The sequence below is a fragment of the Nocardia sp. NPDC050408 genome, assembly GCF_044458905.1.
In the GTDB taxonomy this organism is placed as follows: domain Bacteria; phylum Actinomycetota; class Actinomycetes; order Mycobacteriales; family Mycobacteriaceae; genus Nocardia.
In genome coordinates, this window is sequence record NZ_JBITIL010000014.1 from 185340 (window position 1) to 208210 (window position 22871).

Below are 22871 nucleotides of genomic sequence, written 5' to 3' on the forward strand. Positions count from 1 at the left end.
CGGCCACCCTAGCCCTTTGATCCGTCTCACGAAATGGGCACGAGGGTGATAGTTGGCACGGTTTATGGAAGCGGCTCGGCGTGAACCCGATCAGCCGCCGAGGGCCGGCCGTGTCGAGGGGCGGGGGTCGTCGTACCACTCGGTGACAACCGTGCCGTCGACCACATCGTCACCGTCGATGATCACGCCGCGGTACGGCATCGCCGCGGCCAGACGGCTGAAGCGGCGCGCGGCGAACGCGGCGACCAGCGGACGGACCAGGAAGCGGGTCGGCGGCAGCAGCAGAAGCAGCCCGAAGAACGAGGTGACCAGGCCCGGGATGAACATCAGGAACCCGCCCGCGGCGACGAGCGCGCCATCGGCGACCGCGGTGCCCGGATTGATCTCACCGCGCCCGGCGCGTCGGAACTGTTCGAAGACACGACGGCCTTGGGAACCGATGAGCAGCATGCCCGCCGCGGAGCCGGCGATGAGCAGCAGGATGGTCGGCATTACACCGATGAGGTGGCCGACGCCGATCAGCGCGGCAATCTCGACGATGACGTAGAGCACGAACAGTACGGCGGGCATGGCGATCCTTTCGGACGATCTACCCGGTTCAACGTCGCGCGGTTCGATTTTTCTCCCGATCCAGCCTGATAGCTGGCTGAGACCTCAGCCGCCCGGCCGCACCAACCCGGTTTCGTAGGCCAGTACTACGGCTTGAACCCGGTCGCGCAGACCGAGTTTCGTCAGCACCCGCCCGACGTGCGTCTTGACGGTGGCCTCGGATAGGTACAACTGCTCGGCGATCTCGGCATTGGACCGCCCCGCCGCGATCTGCTCGAGCACCTCGCGTTCACGCGCGGTCAGCACCTCGAGTATCGCCGGATCTCGCATGCCACCGGGGTCGTCGGCGATGAGCCGGTCCAGCAGTCGCTTGGTCACCTTCGGCGACACCACCGCGTCACCGCCCGCCACACTTCGGATCGCCGAGACCAGATCCTCGGGCGGCGTGTCCTTCAACAGGAATCCGCTCGCGCCAGCTCGCAGCGCACCCAATGCGTGTTCATCGAGATCGAAGGTCGTCATGACCAGCACCTTGCAGCCGTCACCGGCCTCGACGATACGCTGCGTGGCCGATACCCCGTCGACGACCGGCATCCGCACATCCATCAGCACCACATCCGGCCGCATCTCCTTGGCCCGGGATATCGCGGCCGCCCCGTTCTCGGCCTCCCCGATCACCTCGATGTCCGGGTGCGCACCGAGCACCATCTTCAACCCCATGCGCATGAGTTCCTGATCATCGACAACGAGAACGGTAATCGGCACGTCCCTAATCTATCGGCTCCGTCCAGCGTGTTTTTCGCACAGTGCGGGCGGCCGCGAAACAGGCCTGCGGCTAACCGTTTTCGTTTCCGCGCACCAGCGGGATAGTCGCGTATACCCGCCACGCGCCATCGGATGTGCGGCCCGCTTCGAGCGTGCCGCCGAGTACGGCGATGCGTTCACGCATGCCGACCAATCCCATACCACCGCCGACTATCGGGCTCGCGGCCTGCTCCTGCACGGGAACCCCGCCGGTATCGGTGACTTCGATGGCCACATCGGTTTCGCGGCGCTGCACCCGCACCCACGCCTTCGGGTGCGAGCCCGCGTGGCGCAGCGTATTGGTCAGCGATTCCGCCACGATGCGGTGCGTGCCGAGACTCACCTCCGGGGCGATATCGTCCAACTCGCCGGTCATTTCGAGTTCCACCGCGAGTCCGGTATCGCGCATCATCTCGACCACCTTCGCCAGGCCCGCGGTTCCGTGCTGCGGCAACTGATCCGGAGCATGCTCGATGCGCAGCAGCGCGACGGTCCGCCGCAATTCCCGCAAGGCCTCGCGACCGGTGCTCGCGATCGTGGTCAAGGCTCGTTCGGCCGAGTCAGGATCGCGGCGCAGTGCGTACTTCGCCCCGTCGGCCTGCACGATGATCACACTCACCGCATGGGCGACGACATCGTGCAGTTCGCGGGCGATGCGGGTGCGTTCGGCGGCGACGGCATCGTGCGCGCGGCGTTCCCGGTCGTAGTCGGCGACCGCCAGCCGCGCCGCCACCTCTTGGTCATAGGCGTGGCGCGCGCCGATGAACTCGGCCAGCGTCCAGCACAGCGCGTAGAACATCGCGGTGAAGATCAGATCAGATCCGGATGGCTTGTGTAACAAGAAAAATGAGCTGGTGCAGTCGGCGATCAGGCCGAGCGCGTACCAAAGTCCTTCCTTGCGACCGACATACGCGACCAGCGTGTACAGCATGATGCCGAGCCCGAGCAGCGCGATGTGGTCGGCGTTGTCCTCGGAGGCGTAGCTCACCAACGTCGAGGCGATCGATAGTCCGAGCATCGCGGCCGCCATGGCTCGCGGGTACAGCCGCCGAAACGCCACCGGTACCGGCAAAAGCACCCCGATTCCGAGGTAGGCCAGCTTGCTATCGGAATTGCCGACCCCGAGAATCTCGAGCAGCATCAGTACGGCGGCCAGCATCGAGTCCGAGATGAGGGGCTTGCCGCGAAGCCACAGACTGAACCGGCGCACGACCATCAGCCTAGGTGCGGACGGGCCCGATCCAACCATCTGGTTGGCTGGCCGGGTGGATTTTGCAGACTGGGCGGCCTTGCTAACGGCCGCGACCGCCGCGGGCTGGGTTGATGCGGTGGTCGGCGGCGGCGGATTGATCATTCTCCCGACACTGTTCTTGGTCGCACCGGGCATCGCACCACAGACCGCACTCGGCACCAATAAGCTCGCCGCGGTCGCGGGCACCAGCGCATCGGTCATCACCTTCGCGCGCAAAGTTCCCATGCGGTGGCGCACGCTGCTGCCAGCAGCGGCGATCGCGGCGGTCACCGCAGCGACCGGCGCGGCAGCGGTATCCCTGATCGATCGCGACCTGTTCATCCCGATCGTGATGGTGGTGCTGGTCGGCGTCGCGGTGTTCGTCACGCTACGCCCGTCGATCGGCATCACCCTGGCCACGCACCCACCGACGCGGCGCAAGTTCGTCCTCGTGATCGCCCTGGCCGCCGGGTTGATCGGGTTCTACGATGGACTGCTCGGCCCCGGCACGGGCACCTTTCTGATCATTACCTTCGCCACCCTGCTCGGTACCGAATTCGTGCGCGCGGCCGCGATGGCGAAGGTGATCAACTGCGGATCCAATTTCGGCGCGCTGATCTTCTTCGGCGTCACCGGCCACATTATGTTCGCGCTGGGCGCGGCCATGGCGGTCGGCAATGTGGCGGGCGCGATCATCGGCTCGCACATGGCCTTACGCAAGGGCGGGGAGTTCGTGCGCGTGGTACTGCTGGTGGTCGTCACCGGCATGGTGATCCGGTTGGGCTGGCAGCAATTCGGGTGAGGCGATCAGTGCATAGGTCCGGCATGCATCTTGGCATTCGAGGCGAGCCAGGGCTGCAGCACCCGTGAGGTCGTTTCGTGGATCTGGCGGTGCAACCGCTCGCCGTCCACTCCGGCCACCGGACTCTGGAACAACACCGTCAACGCACCGGAGACCGCGCCGACCACGGCACCGACCAATGCGGCGGCGCCGACATCGTCCAATTCGGCGGGAAATGCCATATGCAACTGCCTCGCGATCTCCCGCTGCGCGACCAGTTGCGCATGCGCGGCCCGTCCGCTGACCGCGGGCACGGTGCGCGACACCTGTGCGCGCAGTGCGGCAATGCGCGCACTCAGGTCATCGACGAGGTGTTCACCTGGATTGTCGCCGGCCGCCCGCAACGCGCGCAGCAGCACCTCCACCGGCCGCTCGCCGGGCCGACGACTCGCGATGGCCGCCACCGCGGCGCGCACCCGTTCGTCCTGTTCCGGGAAGAGCAACTCTTCCTTGCTGGCAAAGTAGTTGAAGAAGGTCCGGGTGCCGACCTCGGCCGCGGCGGCGATGTCGGCCACCGTGGTTTCCTCATAACCTCTGTTCTCGAAAAGTTCGACGGCTGCCTCGAGGAGGGCACGGCGGGTACGTTCCCGTTTGCGATCACGGAGGGCGGATGGCGGCACGCGGGCACAGTACGGCATAACCCGACTTGGGTACGGTAACCACGACTTTCGCGCGCGCCATGCTGCCAAACCGTGATCAAATTCGAGTCACGTGCGATTCATCCCGGCGGGCCGCGTCGATCACCGAATCCAGCAAACCCGGGAATCGGGCGTCGAGATCGTCACGGCGCAACGACTGCAAGGTTTCCCGGCCGGCCGGACGTTGCCAGATGATGCCCGCATCGCGCAGCACCCGATAGTGGTGTGTCAGATTCGATTTGGGCACACCGTCCACGATCGAACCGCAGGTGTGTTCCGCCCCATCCGCGAGCACGCGAACGATCTGCAGCCGCAATGGATTTCCCAGTGCGGCGAACACATTCGCCAACTCGATCCGATCCCGCTCGGGATGTGCCGTCATCACGCGGAGCAGATTACTCGATTGTTGACATACAGTCGAACTGTTCATATGTTATCGAACTATTCAACTGTATGAGAGGTCGTGCCATGCCGAGCAATTCCCGATTCGACGACAAGATCGCGCTGATCACCGGCGGAACCAGCGGTATGGGGTTGGCCACCGCGCGCAGGTTGCTCGACGAGGGTGGGCGGGTTGCCATCACCGGGCGTGACAAGTCCCGCTTGGACGCCGCGGTCGAAGAGCTGAACGGTGGCGATCGCGTCCTCGGGATACCCGGCGACGCAGCGAATCTCGCCGATCTGGCGGCGTTGACGACCGCGATCCGGGACCGTTACGGACGCTTGGACGTGGTTTTCGCCAATGCGGGTGTCGGTTCATTCCAGGCGGTCGCCGATATCACCGAGGCCGAGTTCTACCGAGTCGTCGATATCAATTTCAAGGCCGCGTTCTTCACCATCCAGCAGACCGTCCCCATGCTGGCCGATGGCGGCACGATCGTGATCAACGCATCATTCGCATTGCACCGGGGCGGGCCCGGCGCGGCGCTTTACTCGGCGACCAAAGCGGCGGTGCACAACCTGGCTCGGACATTGGCGGCCGAACTGGCACCCAGGCGAATCCGGGTCAACTCGGTGAGCCCGGGTTACACGGGGACTCCCGCGTTCTATGCGGAAGCGTCGCCGGAGGTACAGGCCGCCGCCATCTCCACAGTGGCGGCCGGGCGCATCGGAACCTCGGAAGAAGTCGCCGCAGCAGTCGCCTTTCTCGCCTCCGACGAGGCGTCATACATCAATGGACAGGACCTGCTCATCGATGGCGGACTCGTCGCCGCCACCCCTGCGGCCATGGTCTAGAACTGCGCCGCTGGGCATATCGTGCGGCATTGCAGTCGATGCATGTCCGCAAGGTCTGCGTCAACGCATCGGAAGCGGCGCTCATCAGCGCGACCGACTAGGTTGGGTCTGGTGAGCATCGCGACTTCCAAGGACGTGGACGCCGAATTCCTTGCGTTACCACTGCACGCGCTCGCCGACGCTGCCCTGTCCGCGGCGCGTGCGGCGGGCGCGCAGCACGCCGATCTGCGGGTGCATCGACTGGTCACCCAGTCGATCCGACTGCGCGATGGGCGGGTCGAGGCGATCAGCAATGCCACCGACCTCGGCTTCGCCGTGCGCGTGATCGTCGACGGCACCTGGGGTTTCGCTTCACATGCCGCGCTCACCCCGGAGACCGCGGCCGAGGTGGCGCGGCGGGCGGTCACGGTGGCGACGACCCTGCGCGCCCTCAATCGTGAGCGCGTCGAACTCGCCGACGAGCCGCGATACGACAATGTGCACTGGATTTCGGCCTACCACCTGGACCCGTTCACGGTTCCGACCGCCGATAAGGTCGCTGTGCTGCAGGACTATTCGAGCCGCCTGTCGGCCGCCGACGGTGTCGATCACGTCACCGCCTCGGTACTGCAGGTCAAGGAGCAGACCTTCTACGCCGACTCCGCGGGTTCCGCGATCACGCAGCAGCGCGTGCGCCTGCATCCGCAGCTCGAGGCGATCACCGTGGACGCGGCGGCGGGTGTTTTCGAGACCATGCGCACCCTCGCCGCACCGGCCGGACGCGGGTGGGAGTACGTCACCGGCGCGGACGGAATCTGGGACTGGAGTGCGGAACTCGCGCAGATCCCGGGTTGGCTGGCCGAGAAGGTGAAGGCGCCCAGCGTCGAGGCGGGCCCCACCGACCTGGTGATCGACCCGACCAACCTGTGGCTGACCATCCACGAATCCATCGGCCACGCCACCGAATACGACCGCGCCATCGGCTACGAATCGGCCTACGCGGGTACCTCGTTCGCGACCCCTGAAAAGCTCGGCACCCTGAAGTACGGAACGCCGATCATGCACGTCACCGGTGACCGCACCGAGGTGCACGGTCTGGCCTCGGTCGGCTATGACGACGAGGGCGTCGCCGGACAGCGCTGGGATCTGGTGCGCGACGGAATTCTGGTCGGCTATCAACTCGACCGAGTCTTCGCCCCCCGCCTGGGCCTCGAACGCTCCAACGGCTGCTCTTACGCGGACTCACCCCACCATGTGCCGATCCAGCGCATGGCCAATGTCTCGCTGCAACCGGACCCCGAAAACGACACCAGCACTGCCGAACTCATCTCGCGGGTGGAGAACGGCATCTATATCGTCGGCGACAAGTCGTGGTCGATCGATATGCAGCGCTACAACTTCCAGTTCACCGGCCAACGGTTCTTCCGCATTCGCGACGGCAAGCTCGACGGCCAGCTGCGCGATGTCGCCTACCAGGCCACCACCACCGACTTCTGGGGTGCGATGGAGGCAGTCGGCGGTCCGTCCACTTGGCGCCTCGGCGGCGCGTTCAACTGCGGTAAGGCCCAACCCGGTCAGGTCGCCGCGGTCAGCCACGGCTGCCCGTCGATCCTGGTGCGCGGCATCAACATTCTCAACACCCGGACGGAGGCAGGTCAGTGATCGAGGTGATGATGCCCGCAGGGGCGGTCGTCGAGCAGGCGCTGGCACTCTCGCACGCGGACGAGGCGATGGTCATCGTCACCGATGCGCACGAGGCATCGCTGCGCTGGGCGGGCAACTCGATGACTACCAATGGCTCCTCGATTTCCCGGGACTGGGCGGTCATTTCGATCTTCCGCGACGGCCCGAACTCCGCGCGCGTCGGCAGCGTCAGCTCCACCAGTGTCGACCCGGCGGAGATCGAGGCGGTGGTCCGCGCCAGCGAGACGGCGGCCCGCACCGCCGAACCCGCGAAGGATGCGATGCCGCTGCTGACGCCGGATTCAGATGGTCTGCCGGACGCCGGGAGTGAGTGGGCGGCCGCACCCGGCAGCACCGGGATCGAAATCTTCACCGACCTCGCACGCGACCTGGCAGGCGGATTCGACGGCGCTGATCGGCTCTACGGTTTCGCCTACCACCAGATGCATACGACGTGGCTGGGTACCTCCACCGGTATTCGCCGGCGCTTCGTGCAGCCGACCGGTTCGGTGGAGGTCAATGGAAAGCGTGGCGAGGGTGCGGATCTCGCGAGTGCGTGGGTCGGTGTCGGCACCGCGGACTTCACCGATGTCGACGTACCCGCGCTGCTCACCGAATTGTCGCGGCGCTTGGATTGGTCCAAGCGCCGGGTCGAGTTGCCTGCGGGTCGCTATGAAACCCTGCTGCCGCCCTCGGCGGTCGCGGACCTGATGATCTATCTGGCGTGGTCCATGGAGGGCCGTGGCGCACACGAGGGGCACAGTGCTTTCGCCACGGCGGGTGGCACTCGAATCGGTGAGCGGCTCAGCGATATTCCCTTGACGCTGTATTCCGATCCAAGCGCGGGCGGACTCGAATATCGTCCGTTCGTGGCGACTTCGTCGTCCTCGGAATCGCTGTCGGTCTTCGACAACGGTCTTGCGGCCCGGCGCGTGGACTGGCTGCGCGACGGCGTCATCGAATCGCTGGTCTACCCGCGTGCGACCGCGGCCGAATTCGACGCTCCCACCACGGTTCCCGGTGAGAATCTACTGCTGACCGGCGGCTCCGGCGCGAGCATCGAGGCGATGATCGCCGATACCGAGCGCGGCCTACTGCTCACCACGCTCTGGTATATCCGCGAGGTCGATCCCGCGACCTTGCTGCTCACCGGTCTCACCCGTGACGGTGTCTATCTGGTCGAGAACGGCGAAGTCACCGCCGCGGTCAACAACTTCCGCTTCAACGAAAGCCCCATCGACCTGCTGCGCCGCACCACCGAAGCGGGTGCCACCGAAACCACCCTGCCCCGTGAATGGAAGGACTGGTTCACCCGAACCGCGATGCCGCCCTTGCGCATCCCGGACTTCCACATGTCCTCGGTGAGCCAGGCGACCTGATTACCCGACAGGGGTGATCTCGAGGCCGATGGTGCCGGACTTGCCGCGGCGAATACTGCTCGCGGTCACCAGAATCGGGCCGAGGAGCCAGTACTTCTTCTTGATCAGCTTGCGCACCCGTTCGGTTTCGGCGGCATCGAGCACCCGGCCGGTGCCTTCGATGACTTCACCGCGCGGCTTACCCGACGGGTTGCACGCCTGGAGGGTGACGGCGGGATTGTTGCGCAGCCGCTTGACCTTCCAGCTGTTGGTTTCGGTCCACACATACAGCTTGCCGTCGTCCTCGGCGGCCCAGACGGCGGTGCCGACCGGTGTGCCGTCCTTGCGGAAGGTGGTCAGCAGCACGTAGTCGGCCTTGCCGACCGCACCCAGCGTGTTGGTCATGCGGGCAGCCTATCCGCCATCTGACCGGCGGGCGCGACCTGCCACTAGTCCGACATCCGGTATTCACCCGCCTCCAGGCGCTCGAGCACGCCACCGGTCCAGTTCGACAGGTTGTCGAACACGCCGCTCCACAGCTCGAGTAGATCGGTGGCATGCGGCGGTTCGTGCCGGCCGGGGAAGCTCGGGATCATGGCGAGCAGATCGTCGCGAACCGCCGCGGCATTGCGACGTTGTTCGCGCAACCTCTCGATGACGTGCGCCCGTGGCAGCGCGTCCATGAACGCGATACCCGCACCGAGTTCTTCCATATCGACGCTGACCAGCGCCTCGTCCATGAGCTTGCGGAACTCGGCCTCCCCCGCCTCGGTCAGTTCGAACAGCGTCCGCCCCGGCCCCTCGGTACTCCCCTGGGTTCCGAACGCACTCAATTTGCCTTCCTGCGTCAGCTGTTTCAGCGCGTGATAGATCGACCCCGGCTTCACATTTGTCCAGGTTTCGGCACGCCAGGACAGCAGTTCGCGACGCACGGCGTAGCCATAGGTGGGCTGACGCAACCGCATCACGCCGAGGACGAGCAGACGCACAGCCGACATTCGGATATCCCTTCTCCCGAAACGCCATACTACTCAAATTTGACTTCCAGCATTTCACCGCCCTAACCTCGGGTACTCAAAATTGATTACCGCGATAAGGCAGGGGCGATGACAAGCAATACAGCGGTTCCGGTGTTGTGGAGCGGCGATCTGAAGGACACCCTCGACTTCTATCGAACGCTGGGCTATACGGTGACCCACGAGCAGACCAGGCCATACGCCTACGGCGCGATCGAGGCCAATGGTTGCGCGGTCCATTTCGCAGCCGCACCGCCGAGCATCGAACTCCCCACTGAACAGGTCGGCTGCCTGATCATGCTCGACGATGTCGCCGAGCGACACGGCGCATTCACCGCGGCACTACGCAAGCGCTACGGGAAGGTCCCCGCGAAGGGTTGCCCGCGCATCACCCGATTCCGCCCCGGCCAAAGCAGATTCAGCGTGGTCGACCCGGTGGGCAATACCATCATCTACATCCAGCGCGATGAGCCCGAAGACGTCGAGTACGGCGGTTCCCGCGAACTCGACGGCCTGGCAAGGGTTTTGGACAATGCCCGGATCCTGCGCGATTTCAAGAATGACGATGCGACGGCGGTCCGGGTACTCGAGGTCGGTCTCCGTCGCTACGGCGCGCAAGCATCGGCCGTCGATAAGGCGCGTGCGCTTGCGGCACTGGCCGAATTGGCCGTCGCCACCGGCGATTCCGAGCGGGCAGAGAAGTTGCGCGCCGAACTCAGGGCCATACCACTGCCGAAAGCCGAATACGCGAGTGTCGCGGCCGAGCTGCGCGCCGCTACCGATCTCGCGGATTGGCTATCCGAAACGGATTGAGTCTGGTTATGCGGCGGTCAGCACCTGCGGCCCGTCCGCGGTGATCGCGACCGTATGCTCGGAATGCGCGGTCCGCGAACCATCCGCCGAGCGGATCGTCCAGCCATCCGGATCGGTATAGATCCGGTCGGTCGTGCGCGCGAACCACGGTTCGATCGCAATGGTCAAACCTGGTCGCAGCACATACCCGCGGCCCGCACGTCCCGCATTCGGCACATGCGGATCCTCGTGCATCGTTCGACCTAGTCCGTGGCCGCCGAATTCGGTATTCACCGGATAGCCATTTGCCCGCGCTACCTGCGCGATGGCGGCGGAGATATCGCCGATACGATTGCCGGGCAAGGCAACCGCGATCGCGGCCGCCAGCGCATCCTCGGTGGCCTTGATCAGCCGCAGATCCTCCGCATCCGCGGTGCCGACGATCGTGCTGGTGGCCGAATCGGCGACCCACCCGTCGATGCCCAGCGCCAGGTCCATACTCAGCACATCACCATCGCGCAGCGCGTAGTCGAATGGAAGTCCATGCAGGACAGCATCATTCACCGAGAGGCAGATGGTATTGCGGAACGGACCACGCCCGAACGACGGCGCATAGTCCCAATAGCACGACACCGCGCCGCGCTCCCGAATCCGCTGCTGCACATGCTCTTCCAGCTCCAGCAGATTCACCCCGACGCGAGCCAGCGCACGCAGTTCCGTCAGGATCTCGGCGACGAAGCGCCCCGCCACCCGCATGCGTTCGATCTCTCCCGGCGACTTCAACTCCACCATGACCAACCTCCACCTCGGTATTTTAATACCAAGCATAGCGGTGATCGGTATAAAAATACCAATCACCTCGCGTGACCAGGCAATGTGTTATGTTCGCGAACGCGAAAGAGCACTGGTTTGTTTCGTTGTTCGCCGCCCCGAGCGGCATGCGTTCCGCCCGATCGACTCCCCCGATAGCGAACGTTGAGGAGCAAGCGATGAGCCCCCGCCGCAAGGCACTCGTAATCGCCGTCGCACTGGCCGTGGCAATGGCAACCCCCGCCTGCGGCAGCGATTCGGCGAAGAACGAGAACCAGTCGGGCACCGCCGCAGGCCCCGCGCGCAACCCCTACCTCGCCGCCGCGACCTATGGGCTCACCCATATCGATCCGGGCCAATCCGATACCTTCCCGTACCCAACGCCGCAGGGCGAATTCCATATCGACCCGAAGCAGCAGCAGCGCATCACCTCGGGACCGGTCAACATCATGACGCTCGCCGCCACCGATCCAGACCACATGTGGGTCTCCTCCACCCAGGGCGTGGTCTATGCCCAGGTCGGCAATGGCATGTTCCACGAGATCGCCCGCGCGGACGCACCGGGTGTGAAACCCTTGGCGCCGCAAGCACTCGACCAGGTACTCGACCAGAACTTCACCGACGCAGGTCAGGTCGACGCCGCCGTGCACAACGACTGGGGTGTCGATTGGACACGCATCGCCAACGGCGTCTACAGCCTCGTCGACAAGGACAATCGGGTCTATTACGTCACGCAGAACGCGCAGATCGTCGTGTTCGGCTTGACGAATGCGAACAATCCCGAAGCGGGCGTACGGATTCTGCGCACCCTCGACTTCAAACCCTGGCTGGGCACCGGTCCCGGTCTCGGCGGTCAACCAGAATCCATCGTCGGCCTGAATATGACCTATGACGGCAAATTGGCCGTGCTCAGCACCCGCGGGCTATCGATTATCGACCGCAGCCTGCAGGGCGAACCGCAGCAGGTCCACTTCGGCGCCGACGAGGTGGTGTCCAATGCGATGGCCGTGGACGACAAAGGCGGGATCTACGCCGCCTCCGACAAAATCATGCGCAAGGTCGTCTGGACCGGATCCAAACTCTCGACCGCCGCCACCGACGGCGCGTGGGCATCACCCTACGATTTCGGGCAGCAGCCGCCCGCGGTGAAGTTCGGCATCGGCACCGGTTCGACACCCACGCTCATGGGCTACGGCAATGACGACCGGCTCGTGGTGCTCACCGACGGCGCCAACCGGATGAAACTGGTCGCGTTCTGGCGCGACGCCATTCCCGAAGGGTTCCAACCGAAGCCGGGCACCGCATCCAATCGGATCGCCGACCAGATCCAGGTGACGGCCGGTCTGAATCCACAGCCCGAATTCATCCAGAGCGAGCAGTCGGTCGCGGTGGACGGCTATGGCGCATTCGTGGTCAACAATGCACGGCCGCAAGGCGCACCGGACCGGCTCGTCGATGTGCTCGCGGGCGGTCCGGTATTCGCGCCACCGTCGGGTATCGAGCGGTTCCAATGGGATCCGGCCAACCACAGCTGGTCATCGGTGTGGTCGCGTGCCGATGTGGTCTCCACGAGCATGGTGCCCACCGAGAGCAGCAAATCCGGCGTAGTTTTCGTCAACGGCTACACCAAGGCCGACGGCTGGGAGGTGACCGGCCTGGACTGGAAAACCGGAAAGACCGTGCACCGCACCATCTTCGGACAGAGCAATCTCGGGAACGGCGCCTACGCGCTGGTCGAGTTCTTTCCGAATGGGGATCTGCTGTTCAACAGTGTCGGCGGACCCTTCCGGGTGAAGTACAACACTTGAGCTTTGCAGTATTTGATACCGCTCATAGGCAGGCCACCTCGTCCGACGCACATTTTCTGCGGCCTCACATGTGGCGTCACCAGCCGATGCCTTCGATGCGCCACAACCGCCGATCCGGCAGATTCGCCAGCTGTGGCCGGTACTTGCGCCTCGGTAAAGCCGGAGTCCGACGACGATGAACGCACACCAACCGCGACATACCCGCGCCCGGGACCATGCTGCCGGCGCGGGCGATGCAGGGCCTGCGCCGACGAGCGGGAGACTTGGGCAACGTCCTTGTCGTACAACGTCTTCCGGAATTATGGGGTAGTGTCTGCGGGCCCCGGCCGCTCGCGGCCAGCTGCTCGGGACAGTGTTGTCGTACTCCGGAATCGAGGCAAGCGCGTGAACCACAAGCTCTGGTTGCTCAGGCGATCCGCCACGGTCAGTGCTCATATACTGGGCGAGAAGGTCACCCGTCCGAAAGCGCGGTCCATCGAGGATGTCCCGGTTTCTGGCGAAGAAATCACGCCCGAGTGGCTGACAGCAGTCCTGTGTCGCGATGTTCCCGATGCCGAGGTGCTGTCGTTCGACACGTCCAACGGCAGCCGCGGCACGTCCACCCGGGTCGCGATCCAGGTCGACTACAACGAGGTGGGCACCCAGGCGGGATTGCCCACGGAGCTGTTCGCGAAGACGACTACGGCCTTCAGCCAGCGCATACTGCTCGGCGGCGGCAAGATGATCGAGGGAGAGACCCGCTTCTTCCGGGACTTTCGGCCGCGAGTCGAGATGGAGGCGCCGATCGGCTACTGGGGCGCCTCCGATCCGTCGTCGTGGCGGTCGATCGCGCTCATGGAGGATATCGTCGCAACGCGCGGTGCCGTGTTCAGCGAGCCGACCGCCCCCATCGCCCGCGACCAGATCGAAGATCTGATCCGCAATCTCGCCCGGTTGCACGGCACATTCTGGGAGGACTCGTCTATCGCGGTCCTCAACACCCCGTCCTACATGCTCGACGCTTATCTCGCCGCGATTGATATGAAGAAGCGCTGTGAGGTCGGCCTGCGCCGGGCGGAAGAGGTCGTTCCCGATGCCTTGCACGGGCAGAGCGAGCGGTTGTGGGCGGGTGTCGAACGGGCCATCGCGATCGCGACCGACGACGTTCCCGCGACCCTGTTACACGGCGACCCACACATCGGGCAAACCTACAAGACTCGCGACGGGCAAATGGGGTATGTGGACTGGCAGGTGGTGATGCGTGGCGGGTGGGCGCACGATTTCGCCTATGCCGTCAACTCCGGATGTGAGCCCGAGGACCGGCGTGCGTGGGACCGCGAACTGTTGGAGGCATACCTGGACGAGCTCGGGCACGCCGGCGGCGAGGTGCCGTCGTTCGACGACGCCTGGCTGCTGTATCGGCAGCAGTCCATGTTCGCCTACGCGGCATGGGCTTTCACGATCGGCCGTGCCGCGTATCAACCCAAGATGCAATCGACCGAAACATGCCTGACGCTGTTGAAGCGCATCACCGCCGCGATCGACGATCACGATTCGTTGGGAGCCCTCGGCGTCTAGTCCCGCCGAGACGGGTGCGGTACTTGCGCAGCGTCAGGTCCGCACCCGACCATCGCGGCGTGTCTGCCTCGGCAGTCCATGCGCATCGCCGACTACCGCACTTTCGTAGTCGCCGGCCTGAAGCTCAGGTGCGTGAAGAGATTCTGCCGGAATGGTTTCCAGTGCCTTGCTGTCCGCTATGCCATTGACCGGTTCCTGCCGAGGCGGCAGGATTACTGCGCTCTCCGGAGCAGCGGCTCGGCCCAGCGCAGTCCACAGCAACCTGCAATACGAACAGTCTGGAGTCTTCTTCTTGAGTACGCCGCAGTCCCAGGTGCGCCCGCAGTCGTGCCCGGTCATCCACGGCTCGCCAATCGCTTCCGACGGCCCGCGAATGCCGCTGCACTCGCCGGAGTTCGCCGCCGATCCGCACCACGCATACCGTGAAATGCGAAGACAGTACGGCTCTTTGGCGCCGGTCGAACTGGCGCCCGGCGTGCCCGCCACGCTGGTGATCGGCTACAACGCCGCAGTGCGAATTCTCAACGATCCCGATCACTTCCCGGCCGATCCGCGCGCCTGGCAGAAGACGGTCCCCGCCGATTGCCCGATCCTCCCGCTGCTGGAATGGCGTCCCATGGCCAGCAGAAGCACCGGGACCGAGTTCGTGCGGTATCGGCAGGCGATCAGCGCGAGCATCGACGCCGTGGATCTCTACGCCATGCACGACATCGTGGAGGACATCGCGACCCCCCTGATCAACAGCTTCTGCCAGAACGGCCGCGCGGAGCTGATCAGCCAGTACGTTTACCCGCTGGTGTTCGAAGTCGTCAATTCCATGCTCGGCTGCCCGCCGGAGATCGGGCAGCAGGTCGCCGCCGGCACGGCCGCGTTGCTCGAGGGGGTCGATGCCGAGAAGGGCAGCCAGATGCTCGGCGCGGCACTGATGAATCTGGTGACCCTCAAACGAACGGAGCCCGGGGACGACATCACCTCGGTCCTGCAACAGCATCCGGCCGCGCTGGATGACGTGGAGGTGTCGCACCATGTTTCGCAGGTCTACGGCACGGGCATCGAGTTCGAACTGAACCTGATCGTTAATACCCTTCTGCTGATCCTCACCGACAATCGTTTCGGTGACAGTGTCCTGGGCGGCAATCTGTCCTCGCGGGAGGCCTTGGATGAGGTGTTGTTCGATGACCCGCCGCTGGCGAACCTGCTCATCACCTACCCTCGCCAGCCGATCCTTGTCGACGGCGTGTGGCTGCCTGCCAATCAGCCGGTCGTCATCAGCATGGCCGCCTGCAACAACGATCCTTCGATCCGCACCGATGACCTGGCAGGCAATCGCTCCCACCTGGCTTGGGGTATCGGCCCACACGCCTGCCCCGCGCAATCCCTGGCCTACTTGATCGCTCAGGATGCCATCGACCAGCTCCTCGATGCCCTGCCCGAAATCCGGCTCGACGTACCGGACGGCACGCCGACATGGCGGCCGGGCCCATTCCACCGGGCACTGACGGAACTGCCGGTCACCTTTCCACCCGCCCCTCCTTTGAACGCGCACCTCGAACCCGTGCGTCCACCTGACCCGCACGCAACCAGACGCTAGAGGTCGGGTGAAGTACAACGGTTGAGCTTGCGGTATTTAAATACCGTCCATAGTCTGGACGCATGGTCCGACTTCCGCTGACTCCCGCCCAGGTCGAGGCCGGTCGCCGCCTCGGAGCCCGACTGCGTGCCGCGCGCGCCGATCGCGAACCCGCTCGTATTGCTCAGGCGGCCGGAATCTCACCGGAAACGCTGCGCAAGATCGAGACCGGACGGCTACCGACGCCCGCATTCGGGACGATCGTGTCGCTGGCGGCGGCCCTGGAGATTCCGCTGCAGGAACTCGCCGACACCTGGCGCTCGGCGAGCCTCGCGGAATCGGCCTGACCTACGCCGGTGTAATCGCGATCCCCACCGAGCCGTCCGCGCCCCTGAACAGCTTGTGCAGGCGAATCAGCACGGTGCCGATGATCCCGTATTTGCGTGAGACGAGATCACGCACCCGCTGCGTTCCCACCGCATCCAGCAGCTCGGCCTTGCCCGCGACCTTCTCCTCGCTCTTCGGGTGGCCGCGGCCGTCGCATATCTGCAGTGTCACCGCCGGATTGCGGCGGATCCGCTTGACCTTCCAGGTCTTCGGGTTGGTCCACACCACAATCCGCTCACCGTCCGGAGCCACCCACACGGGGGTACCGGCCGGTGTGCCATCTTTCCGGTAAGTGGTCAGCAGGGCGTAACTGCTCGTGCTCACTTCGTTCCAAGTCATACCGAAACGGTAGGCCGGTGCGATCGCCGCTACATCCGTATACGGACAGACTCGCCCCTACGCCTGACGACGTAATGGGGCGAGCCGGCGCCCGCCCATTACACCTGCTCAGCCGCGATAGGCCCGGAAGAACGTTCGGATATCGCCCACGAGGAGTTGCGGCTGTTCCAGCGCCGCGAAATGACCGCCCTCCACGTATTCGCTGAAGTGCTCTATATACCCTTCCGTGTTCATCACCCGACGCATCAATGGATCGGTATTGAATACCGCCCACCCCTGCGGCACGCCCGACGATGCCACCCAATCCAAATCGGAATGTGCTGTCTCCCAAAGGAATTGAGCGGCCGAAGCGCCACTGCGGGTGAACCAGTAGACGCTGATATTGGTCAGCAGCAGGTCACGGTCGACCGCCTCGCCGGTTGCGCGGGCCGGATCGGTCCAGACCTGGAATTTCTCCGCGATCCACGCCAGTTGCGCAATCGGAGAATCGGTCAGCGCGGCGGCAATGGCATTGGGCTGGGTGGTCTGCAGGACCAGGTACCCCTTCTGCTGATTCCACCGGGCCCGCGCGGCCTCGATGGCGGCGAGTTCGTCCTCGGTCAAACCCTCGGGCATCGGCAGCTGCTCCCCCACCAGACCGAGCGAGCCCCGGTCACTGTTCACATGCGTCGCAATGACCCGCTCCGGATGCGTGGCGGCCAGACGCCCGGTCACGCCCGCACCGATATCACCGCCCTGGGCGACGAACTTCTCGTAGCCGAGCCGAGCCATGAGCTCGGCGAAAGCCTCGGTGGTGCGCGCCAACTCCCATCCGGCCGAGGCGAGCGGTGTGGAGAAACCGAAACCCGGCAACGACGGAATCACGACATGAAACGCATCCGCCGAATCCCCACCGTGCGCACGCGGATCGGTCAACGGCCCGATCAGCTCGAGGAACTCGACTACCGAACTCGGATACCCATGCGTAATCAGCAGCGGCACCGCATCCGGCTCGGGCGACCGGACATGGAAGAAATGGATGATCTGCCCATTGATCTCGGTCGTGAACTGGTCATACGCATTGAGCTTCGCCTCCTGCGCCCGCCAGTCGAACCCGTTGCGCCAATACTCGGCCAGCTCCCGCAGGTAATCCGGCGCAATCCCACGCCCCCAATCGGATTCGGTACCGGGCACCGCATGCGGCAAACGCGCGCTCGCGAGCCGCGCACGCAGCTCGTCGAGCTCGGCTTGCGGAATGTCGATCCGGAAGGGGCGAATAGTCGCTGTTTTCGTCATGAGGACCACTCTGGACCCCATTGCGGAAGACCTGCTTCCGCAATGGGGTCCGAATTCGTTGAGCTTCCCTTCTCAGCCAGTTCGTGGGTGAGGGGGCGGCTCACACGAAGAGCGGGATGAACACCTCGATATCGACCCCGTCAGGATCTGATAGGGATATCAGCAGGCGACAGGCGCGGGCTCTCCGTGAACCCGGCCGTTGAGCCACCGCAGTACCTCAGGGGCGCCCGCTGCCGCCGCGGACAAATGCTCGGGCACCGACACCACCTCGGTCTGCAGTTGCACGCCGGCATTGCACCAGCGGCGGTTGGTTATGTTGATGGCATCGACCGTAATCAGCGGGTCGCTCGGCGAATGCCATTCGAACATGGGAATTTCCGGCACCGCAGGGTAGAGCTCCAGACTGTTGTCCTCCGCCACCGTCCGGGCTTCGGGCCTGTCGAAGACCGAAGTGCTGGTGACGAACTCACGCGCGCTGCCGTTGGCTCCGATGGCGAGGATCTCATTGGTGCAGCGATTGGCCATGGCGTCACGCAGCGCGATGCCACGCGGGTTCAGATACAAGCTGGTCGGCATTTCGTTCGGATATTCCCGCTCCAGACCGATTGCCGTCGCCATGGCCAGGCCGAAGGCCGGGTGCGACTCGAGGCCCAACGCCTGCGCCATCGTCACCAAATTCACCGGGACACCGCCGATGGCCGCGCCCGTGATCCGCAACTCAGCCGCATACGAGGGCTGCAGCACTGCCGCCCATGCAGTGGCCAGGCCGCCGCCGGAGTAGCCCGCCATCGCGACAGGACTGCGCTGCACCGCGAGTTCGGGCAGATGTTTCGCCGCCCGGATACCGTCCAACACGATGTGGCCACCCAAATGCCCCGCTCCGAGAGCGAACTGCGGTCCGAGATGGTCCGGCATCGCGATACTCCACCCCTGCTGCAGCATGACGTTCAACATCGAGGCCGTCGCCGCCAGATTCACATCGCCGTTGTACAGCGTGTGCGATACCGCGCAGCCGGTGCCCAGCGAATTGATGAAATGCTGATATGACAGCAACGGCCCGTCGGGATGGTGGCCGAAGGGGGTAAGAATCGTGGTAGTCGCCGCGATCGGCCCGCCGTGCGAGTCGGTCGACCGGAATTTGACCATTGTGGCGGTGGCGCCAGGGAAGAGGGGCACCGGCGGCATTGCCCGCACGTCGAGGACGTCGCCGGGTTGGTGCGCGCCCAGATCCGCCGGCGCGGCGTAGAACGGGTCGGGATCGGGCACCGGATACAGCGGTTCTGCGGTTGCCGTCGTCGCCAGCATCAGCGCGAGTGCAACACCCAATGCACCGAGGGCAGCGGCCAAACCGCCGCACCGGCTGCGGGGGATTCGAAGATGAAACGGACGAGTCACGACCTTGACCTCCACGGATTGTCGCGGCATTAGTGCCAAGCAAGGCTGAATCCAAATCCCATCGCCGGCAAATCTACAGCGACACACTCGAGGAAAGAGTCGAATGCGCCGAAAATGACACTTCGGGGCGAGAACGCGTGGATCTCGGACACTGCCCGCTCATGGCTCGCCGAACCAGGTTCGACGGACGCGGCCCCAGCACAATGCGATGCCGTTCGATGTACGGGCCCAAGCCGAGCGGGCTCCACCTCCCAGGGGCATGGGTCCGCATACGCGCCGACACCGGGCCGCTGGTATCGCTGCGCGCACGCGCCACCGGCGATCAACTGGCATTCGTTCGGCAAGAAGCGAATCTGGGGCAATCATCTCTACTGCCGCATGCGGCGTTCAGGTCGACCGCTCGCGAGGTGGATGTCGTCGATCTCGACGAGGCCATACATAACGCGATGCTGCCCATAGGGTTGCCTGTAGGTGCGACGCCCCCGTGGGCGCCGCATGATCACCGGTGCAGCTCGGCAACGGATACGTCCACGCCCGGTCAGTTCTGTCCCGGCGGTGATCCCACCAGCGGCGAGTTGCTCGGTGAATCTCCAGCCGTAGGCCGTTCGCCGGTAGCGATCGTGGTAGATCGCATCGTTCAAATGTGAACTGCCGCTTCGCAACCGGTCGAATTCGCAGATGTGGACGCGGCCGGAGACGGTGTCGCCGCCGAATCAGAACGGCTTGACAGCCGTCAGATATCGCGTGCTGTCGAACATTTGCGCCAGCGGCTCCGCGACCGGTGCCACGGGACGGTTGTAGCGTTCGGCCAGTTCCCGCAGGCGCAGGGATGAGGTGGTCCACCCGCGGGCGGCGAGCAATTCAGCCGGATCGGTGCGTTCGTCGGTGTAGAACAGTGACGCGAGGTCGACCTTGCCGAACGGAGTGTCTTTCAAGTGTTCCGACTCCTGCTCGGCGATACGGGCGATATCGACTCCCTTGCCGACAGTCTCCACCGCCACCTTGCTACCGGGCACCGAAAGCTGACCGATCCGTGCGAACAAGGCATCCTGTGCGACGCCTGGCAGGTATGGCAGCAGCCCCTCCGCCGACCATGCGGTGGGCGAGGTCGGATCGAAGCCCGCCTCGACGAGCGCCGCAGGCCAGTCGCCTCGCAGATCGACGGCCACCTCACGCCGATCCGATCGCGGCACGGCGCCGGATTCGGTGAGCACCTGACGTTTGAACTCCAGCACTTTGGGCTGGTCGATCTCGAATACAACCGCGCCCGGCGGCCAATCCAGCCGGTAGGCCCTGGCATCCAGCCCGGCAGCCAGAATCACCGCCTGGGTCACCGCGTCCGCCGCCGGGGACAGGAAGAATTCGTCGAAGAACCTGCTTCGATATCCGATGAATCCAGAGGTGAACGGGATCTGCGCCCACAGCGTCGGATCGTTGATCAGTCGGTTCATGTCCGAATCGCCGGATGCCACCACGAACTGGGCGGCGTACTCGTCATGGACGAGGGCATCGGGCCGTTTCGTCTCGATAGCGCGTGCGGCCGCGACACCGAGTGCTGTCATGCCGACGCTGCTCACAATGTCCCAGGTATCGCCTTCGGTACGCATAATGCTGTCCCCTCGAAGTGTCCTGATTGCCATGGCTGACAAGTCGGAATCCGGGATAACGCTCGAGCGAGGAAGCGGAGCCCTCTTGTTCGGCGTGGCAAATATGCTGCTGTCGATGGGCAGAGCTGGTTACGAACTCGATCATACGACCGCGTCTTCGGGAACACGGCTACCGCGTGCTACGGGTGGTCGGCAGGGGCTCGAAGCTCGACCCATGAGGTGACCTCGTCGAGTGGCACCAGACCGGATCGAAACCGGATCACGGCTGTCATACAACCGCACAAGGTGTGATCGTGTCCATTCCGCGATAGCGAAATCAGCCGGTCGGATGCACCGCCAGGCTCATCCGTGCGATGCCGCGAGGCCTGTCGGTCAATGTGGTCGCGATAGCGCGGAACGTTGCCGAAGTGGTCGATTCCGGATCGGTGATCACCATCGGTATGCCCTGATCTCCCGTGGCGCATACGTCGGGATCGAACGGGATCTGGCCGAGTAGCGGACAATTCACACCGAGGATCGCGGTGAGCCGCTCGCCGACCAGCGCGCCGCCACCGGAGCCGAAGAGCGCCTGCCGAGAACCGTCGGGCCCATCGAACCAGGACATGTTCTCGACCACCCCGGCCACCCGCTGTTTCGTTTGGGCCGCGACGGCACCAGCCCGTTCCGCGATTCGGGCCGCTGTCTGCTGGGGTGTCGTGACGACGAGCAACTCTGCCGTCGGCAGCATCTGGGCCAGCGAGATCGCGATATCGCCGGTGCCAGGCGGCAGGTCGACCAGCAGGACGTCGAGATCACCCCAATAGACATCGACGAGGAACTGCCGCAACGCGCGGTGCAGCATCGGGCCGCGCCAGACAACCGGCTCGTTGCCCTCGACGAACATGCCGATCGAAATGACCTTGATGCCGTGCGCGGCGGGTGGCATCAATATTCGGTCCACCGCCGTGGGGCGCGCATCGACACCCATCATGGCGGGAATCGAATGGCCGTGGATATCGGCGTCGAGAATGCCGACGCGTAACCCATCTGCCGCCATGGCAGCGGCGAGATTCACAGTGACACTGGACTTTCCGACACCGCCTTTACCCGATACGACGCAGTAGACACGCGTGAGTGAACCGGGCTGCGCAAAGGGGATCACCGGCTCGTCATCACCGCGAATCCGCCGGCGCAGCGCGGTGCGCTGTTCGTCGGTCATGACGCCGAATTCGACTGTTACGGAACTGGTTCCAGGAATCTTTAGCACCGCCTCCCGGATATCTCGGACCATACGCTCGCGCAGCGGACAGGCCGCCACGGTGAGCAGAATTCCAACACTGACGTGATTCGCGGCGTCGATAGCGATCGATGCGACCATATCCAGTTCGGTGATCGGGCGGTGTATTTCCGGATCCTCGACGAGGCTCAACGCCTGCCGAATCCCCTCTTCCGTCAAAGGTTGCGTGGCAGTGATCGACATGGATGACCCGGCTTTCTCGAGAAGGTTAGATCAGGCGAAGCTGGCGCGCAGCATGTCCGCGCGTTCGACGACCTTGACGCGCTCGCGGCCCTCCGGCTCGCCGAGGGCGCGCTCATGGGCGTCGAGGCGGTACCAGCCCTGCCAGGTGGTGAAGGGGATGCCCTTGCCCGTCAAGAAATCGATGACCGCCTCCGGTGCGGGATCCTTTGCGCCCGAGAGCCTCTCGCGGTCATCGAGCAGGCAGGCCACGGTCTCGTTGGCATCGCCCTTGGTATGGCCGATCAATCCGAGCGGACCGCGCTTGATCCAGCCGGTGACGTAAACACCAGGCATGAAACGCGCGGCGCCGTCTGCGCCTTCGTCGACCAGCACCCGGCCCGCCTCGTTCGGGACCACACCCGCGTGATCATCGAACGGCAGCTTCGCGATGCTCTGCGACAGATAGCCGACGGCGCGGTAGACCGCTTGGATGTCCCAGTCCTTGAACACGCCGGTGCCCTTGACATTGCCGGTGCCGTCGAGCTGGGTGCGCTCGGT

22 protein-coding genes and 1 pseudogene are annotated in these 22871 nt (G+C 64.7%); 9 read left to right on the plus strand and 14 right to left on the minus strand.

Annotated features, from left to right (window positions below; translation table 11 throughout):
* Nucleotides 1–90 precede the first annotated feature (90 nt).
* The 3 genes from ACIBJI_RS31210 to ACIBJI_RS31220 form a co-directional block, all read right to left on the minus strand.
* Complete coding sequence (locus tag ACIBJI_RS31210; protein WP_364347981.1) at nucleotides 91–570, minus strand: FxsA family protein; 480 nt, start codon at nucleotides 568–570, stop codon at nucleotides 91–93.
* Between the two features lie 84 nt (nucleotides 571–654).
* A complete protein-coding gene (locus ACIBJI_RS31215) occupies nucleotides 655–1314 on the minus strand; it encodes a response regulator transcription factor (protein WP_364347978.1) in 660 nt (219 codons plus the stop codon).
* Between the two features lie 70 nt (nucleotides 1315–1384).
* Nucleotides 1385–2563: a sensor histidine kinase gene (locus ACIBJI_RS31220; protein ID WP_397086957.1), complete on the minus strand. Its 1179-nt coding sequence runs from the start codon at nucleotides 2561–2563 to the stop codon at nucleotides 1385–1387.
* 55 nt (nucleotides 2564–2618) lie between these two features.
* On the opposite strand from ACIBJI_RS31220, the gene ACIBJI_RS31225 reads away from it, so the two are divergent.
* Nucleotides 2619–3386, plus strand: coding sequence for a TSUP family transporter (locus ACIBJI_RS31225; protein WP_364347972.1), 768 nt, complete (start codon nucleotides 2619–2621; stop codon nucleotides 3384–3386).
* A gap of 5 nt (nucleotides 3387–3391) precedes the next feature.
* Here the strand turns inward: ACIBJI_RS31225 and ACIBJI_RS31230 are convergent, their stop codons facing one another.
* Nucleotides 3392–4045, minus strand: coding sequence for a helix-turn-helix domain-containing protein (locus ACIBJI_RS31230; protein ID WP_364347969.1), 654 nt, complete (start codon nucleotides 4043–4045; stop codon nucleotides 3392–3394).
* A gap of 76 nt (nucleotides 4046–4121) precedes the next feature.
* Nucleotides 4122–4445: an ArsR/SmtB family transcription factor gene (locus tag ACIBJI_RS31235; RefSeq protein ID WP_397086959.1), complete on the minus strand. Its 324-nt coding sequence runs from the start codon at nucleotides 4443–4445 to the stop codon at nucleotides 4122–4124.
* An 86-nt stretch (nucleotides 4446–4531) separates the two neighbouring features.
* Here ACIBJI_RS31235 and ACIBJI_RS31240 point away from each other — a divergent pair, with 86 nt between their 5' ends.
* From ACIBJI_RS31240 to ACIBJI_RS31250, 3 genes are all read left to right on the plus strand, one after another.
* Nucleotides 4532–5299: a glucose 1-dehydrogenase gene (locus ACIBJI_RS31240; protein ID WP_364347966.1), complete on the plus strand. Its 768-nt coding sequence runs from the start codon at nucleotides 4532–4534 to the stop codon at nucleotides 5297–5299.
* A gap of 111 nt (nucleotides 5300–5410) precedes the next feature.
* Nucleotides 5411–6940 (plus strand): TldD/PmbA family protein, encoded by a 1530-nt coding sequence (locus ACIBJI_RS31245; RefSeq protein ID WP_397086961.1) that lies wholly within the window; start codon nucleotides 5411–5413, stop codon nucleotides 6938–6940.
* An 8-nt stretch (nucleotides 6941–6948) separates the two neighbouring features.
* Entirely contained in the window at nucleotides 6949–8340 is a 1392-nt protein-coding gene (locus ACIBJI_RS31250) for a metallopeptidase TldD-related protein (RefSeq protein WP_397086985.1), read from the plus strand.
* Here ACIBJI_RS31250 and ACIBJI_RS31255 read toward each other — a convergent pair whose 3' ends face one another.
* Together ACIBJI_RS31255 and ACIBJI_RS31260 are read right to left on the minus strand one after the other, a co-directional pair.
* On the minus strand, nucleotides 8341–8724 hold the full coding sequence (locus ACIBJI_RS31255) for a PPOX class F420-dependent oxidoreductase (RefSeq protein ID WP_364347960.1): 384 nt from the start codon (nucleotides 8722–8724) through the stop codon (nucleotides 8341–8343). It lies immediately after the preceding gene.
* Between the two features lie 44 nt (nucleotides 8725–8768).
* On the minus strand, nucleotides 8769–9317 hold the full coding sequence (locus ACIBJI_RS31260; protein ID WP_364347957.1) for a PadR family transcriptional regulator: 549 nt from the start codon (nucleotides 9315–9317) through the stop codon (nucleotides 8769–8771).
* 108 nt (nucleotides 9318–9425) lie between these two features.
* On the opposite strand from ACIBJI_RS31260, the gene ACIBJI_RS31265 reads away from it, so the two are divergent.
* Nucleotides 9426–10148, plus strand: a complete 723-nt coding sequence (locus tag ACIBJI_RS31265) for a glyoxalase (RefSeq protein WP_397086963.1) — start codon at nucleotides 9426–9428, stop codon at nucleotides 10146–10148.
* Nucleotides 10149–10154: 6 nt separating this feature from the next.
* Here ACIBJI_RS31265 and map read toward each other — a convergent pair whose 3' ends face one another.
* Entirely contained in the window at nucleotides 10155–10919 is a 765-nt protein-coding gene (map, locus tag ACIBJI_RS31270) for a type I methionyl aminopeptidase (RefSeq protein ID WP_364347951.1), read from the minus strand.
* Nucleotides 10920–11116: 197 nt separating this feature from the next.
* Here map and ACIBJI_RS31275 point away from each other — a divergent pair, with 197 nt between their 5' ends.
* The 4 genes from ACIBJI_RS31275 (at nucleotide 11117) to ACIBJI_RS31290 (ending at nucleotide 16219) form a co-directional block, all read left to right on the plus strand.
* Complete coding sequence (locus tag ACIBJI_RS31275; protein WP_397086965.1) at nucleotides 11117–12745, plus strand: hypothetical protein; 1629 nt, start codon at nucleotides 11117–11119, stop codon at nucleotides 12743–12745.
* A 384-nt stretch (nucleotides 12746–13129) separates the two neighbouring features.
* Nucleotides 13130–14302, plus strand: a complete 1173-nt coding sequence (locus ACIBJI_RS31280; protein WP_397086967.1) for an aminoglycoside phosphotransferase family protein — start codon at nucleotides 13130–13132, stop codon at nucleotides 14300–14302.
* Between the two features lie 373 nt (nucleotides 14303–14675).
* A complete protein-coding gene (locus ACIBJI_RS31285) occupies nucleotides 14676–15893 on the plus strand; it encodes a cytochrome P450 (RefSeq protein WP_364348439.1) in 1218 nt (405 codons plus the stop codon).
* Between the two features lie 62 nt (nucleotides 15894–15955).
* The gene (locus ACIBJI_RS31290) at nucleotides 15956–16219 is read left to right on the plus strand and encodes a helix-turn-helix transcriptional regulator (RefSeq protein ID WP_364347942.1); all 264 of its coding nucleotides are present in this window, start codon (nucleotides 15956–15958) and stop codon (nucleotides 16217–16219) included.
* 1 nt (nucleotide 16220) lies between these two features.
* On the opposite strand, the gene ACIBJI_RS31295 is transcribed toward ACIBJI_RS31290, so the two are convergent.
* From ACIBJI_RS31295 to ACIBJI_RS31320, 6 genes and pseudogenes are all read right to left on the minus strand, one after another.
* On the minus strand, nucleotides 16221–16598 hold the full coding sequence (locus tag ACIBJI_RS31295) for a PPOX class F420-dependent oxidoreductase (protein WP_364347939.1): 378 nt from the start codon (nucleotides 16596–16598) through the stop codon (nucleotides 16221–16223).
* A 108-nt stretch (nucleotides 16599–16706) separates the two neighbouring features.
* Entirely contained in the window at nucleotides 16707–17873 is a 1167-nt protein-coding gene (locus ACIBJI_RS31300) for an epoxide hydrolase family protein (RefSeq protein ID WP_397086969.1), read from the minus strand.
* Between the two features lie 159 nt (nucleotides 17874–18032).
* Nucleotides 18033–19199: a lipase family protein gene (locus ACIBJI_RS31305; protein ID WP_364347933.1), complete on the minus strand. Its 1167-nt coding sequence runs from the start codon at nucleotides 19197–19199 to the stop codon at nucleotides 18033–18035.
* A 782-nt stretch (nucleotides 19200–19981) separates the two neighbouring features.
* Nucleotides 19982–20875, minus strand: coding sequence for a class I SAM-dependent methyltransferase (locus ACIBJI_RS31310; protein WP_364347930.1), 894 nt, complete (start codon nucleotides 20873–20875; stop codon nucleotides 19982–19984).
* A gap of 316 nt (nucleotides 20876–21191) precedes the next feature.
* Nucleotides 21192–22334: an Mrp/NBP35 family ATP-binding protein gene (locus ACIBJI_RS31315; protein WP_364347927.1), complete on the minus strand. Its 1143-nt coding sequence runs from the start codon at nucleotides 22332–22334 to the stop codon at nucleotides 21192–21194.
* Nucleotides 22335–22364: 30 nt separating this feature from the next.
* Nucleotides 22365–22871: pseudogene (locus ACIBJI_RS31320) on the minus strand (pyridine nucleotide-disulfide oxidoreductase); the annotation flags it as partial.

Bases quoted from the DNA above. Each gene is read 5' to 3' on its own strand.
- ACIBJI_RS31310 (WP_364347930.1), bottom strand. From the start codon at position 20,875: ATGCGTACCGAAGGCGATACCTGGGACATTGTGAGCAGCGTCGGCATG.
- map (WP_364347951.1), bottom strand. From the start codon at position 10,919: ATGGTGGAGTTGAAGTCGCCGGGAGAGATCGAACGCATGCGGGTGGCG.
- ACIBJI_RS31285 (WP_364348439.1), top strand. From the start codon at position 14,676: ATGCCGCTGCACTCGCCGGAGTTCGCCGCCGATCCGCACCACGCATAC.
- ACIBJI_RS31295 (WP_364347939.1), bottom strand. From the start codon at position 16,598: ATGACTTGGAACGAAGTGAGCACGAGCAGTTACGCCCTGCTGACCACT.
- ACIBJI_RS31235 (WP_397086959.1), bottom strand. From the start codon at position 4,445: ATGACGGCACATCCCGAGCGGGATCGGATCGAGTTGGCGAATGTGTTC.
- ACIBJI_RS31260 (WP_364347957.1), bottom strand. From the start codon at position 9,317: ATGTCGGCTGTGCGTCTGCTCGTCCTCGGCGTGATGCGGTTGCGTCAG.
- ACIBJI_RS31240 (WP_364347966.1), top strand. From the start codon at position 4,532: ATGCCGAGCAATTCCCGATTCGACGACAAGATCGCGCTGATCACCGGC.
- ACIBJI_RS31250 (WP_397086985.1), top strand. From the start codon at position 6,949: ATGATGCCCGCAGGGGCGGTCGTCGAGCAGGCGCTGGCACTCTCGCAC.
- ACIBJI_RS31315 (WP_364347927.1), bottom strand. From the start codon at position 22,334: ATGTCGATCACTGCCACGCAACCTTTGACGGAAGAGGGGATTCGGCAG.
- ACIBJI_RS31290 (WP_364347942.1), top strand. From the start codon at position 15,956: ATGGTCCGACTTCCGCTGACTCCCGCCCAGGTCGAGGCCGGTCGCCGC.
- ACIBJI_RS31255 (WP_364347960.1), bottom strand. From the start codon at position 8,724: ATGACCAACACGCTGGGTGCGGTCGGCAAGGCCGACTACGTGCTGCTG.
- ACIBJI_RS31210 (WP_364347981.1), bottom strand. From the start codon at position 570: ATGCCCGCCGTACTGTTCGTGCTCTACGTCATCGTCGAGATTGCCGCG.
- ACIBJI_RS31300 (WP_397086969.1), bottom strand. From the start codon at position 17,873: ATGACGAAAACAGCGACTATTCGCCCCTTCCGGATCGACATTCCGCAA.
- ACIBJI_RS31275 (WP_397086965.1), top strand. From the start codon at position 11,117: ATGAGCCCCCGCCGCAAGGCACTCGTAATCGCCGTCGCACTGGCCGTG.
- ACIBJI_RS31265 (WP_397086963.1), top strand. From the start codon at position 9,426: ATGACAAGCAATACAGCGGTTCCGGTGTTGTGGAGCGGCGATCTGAAG.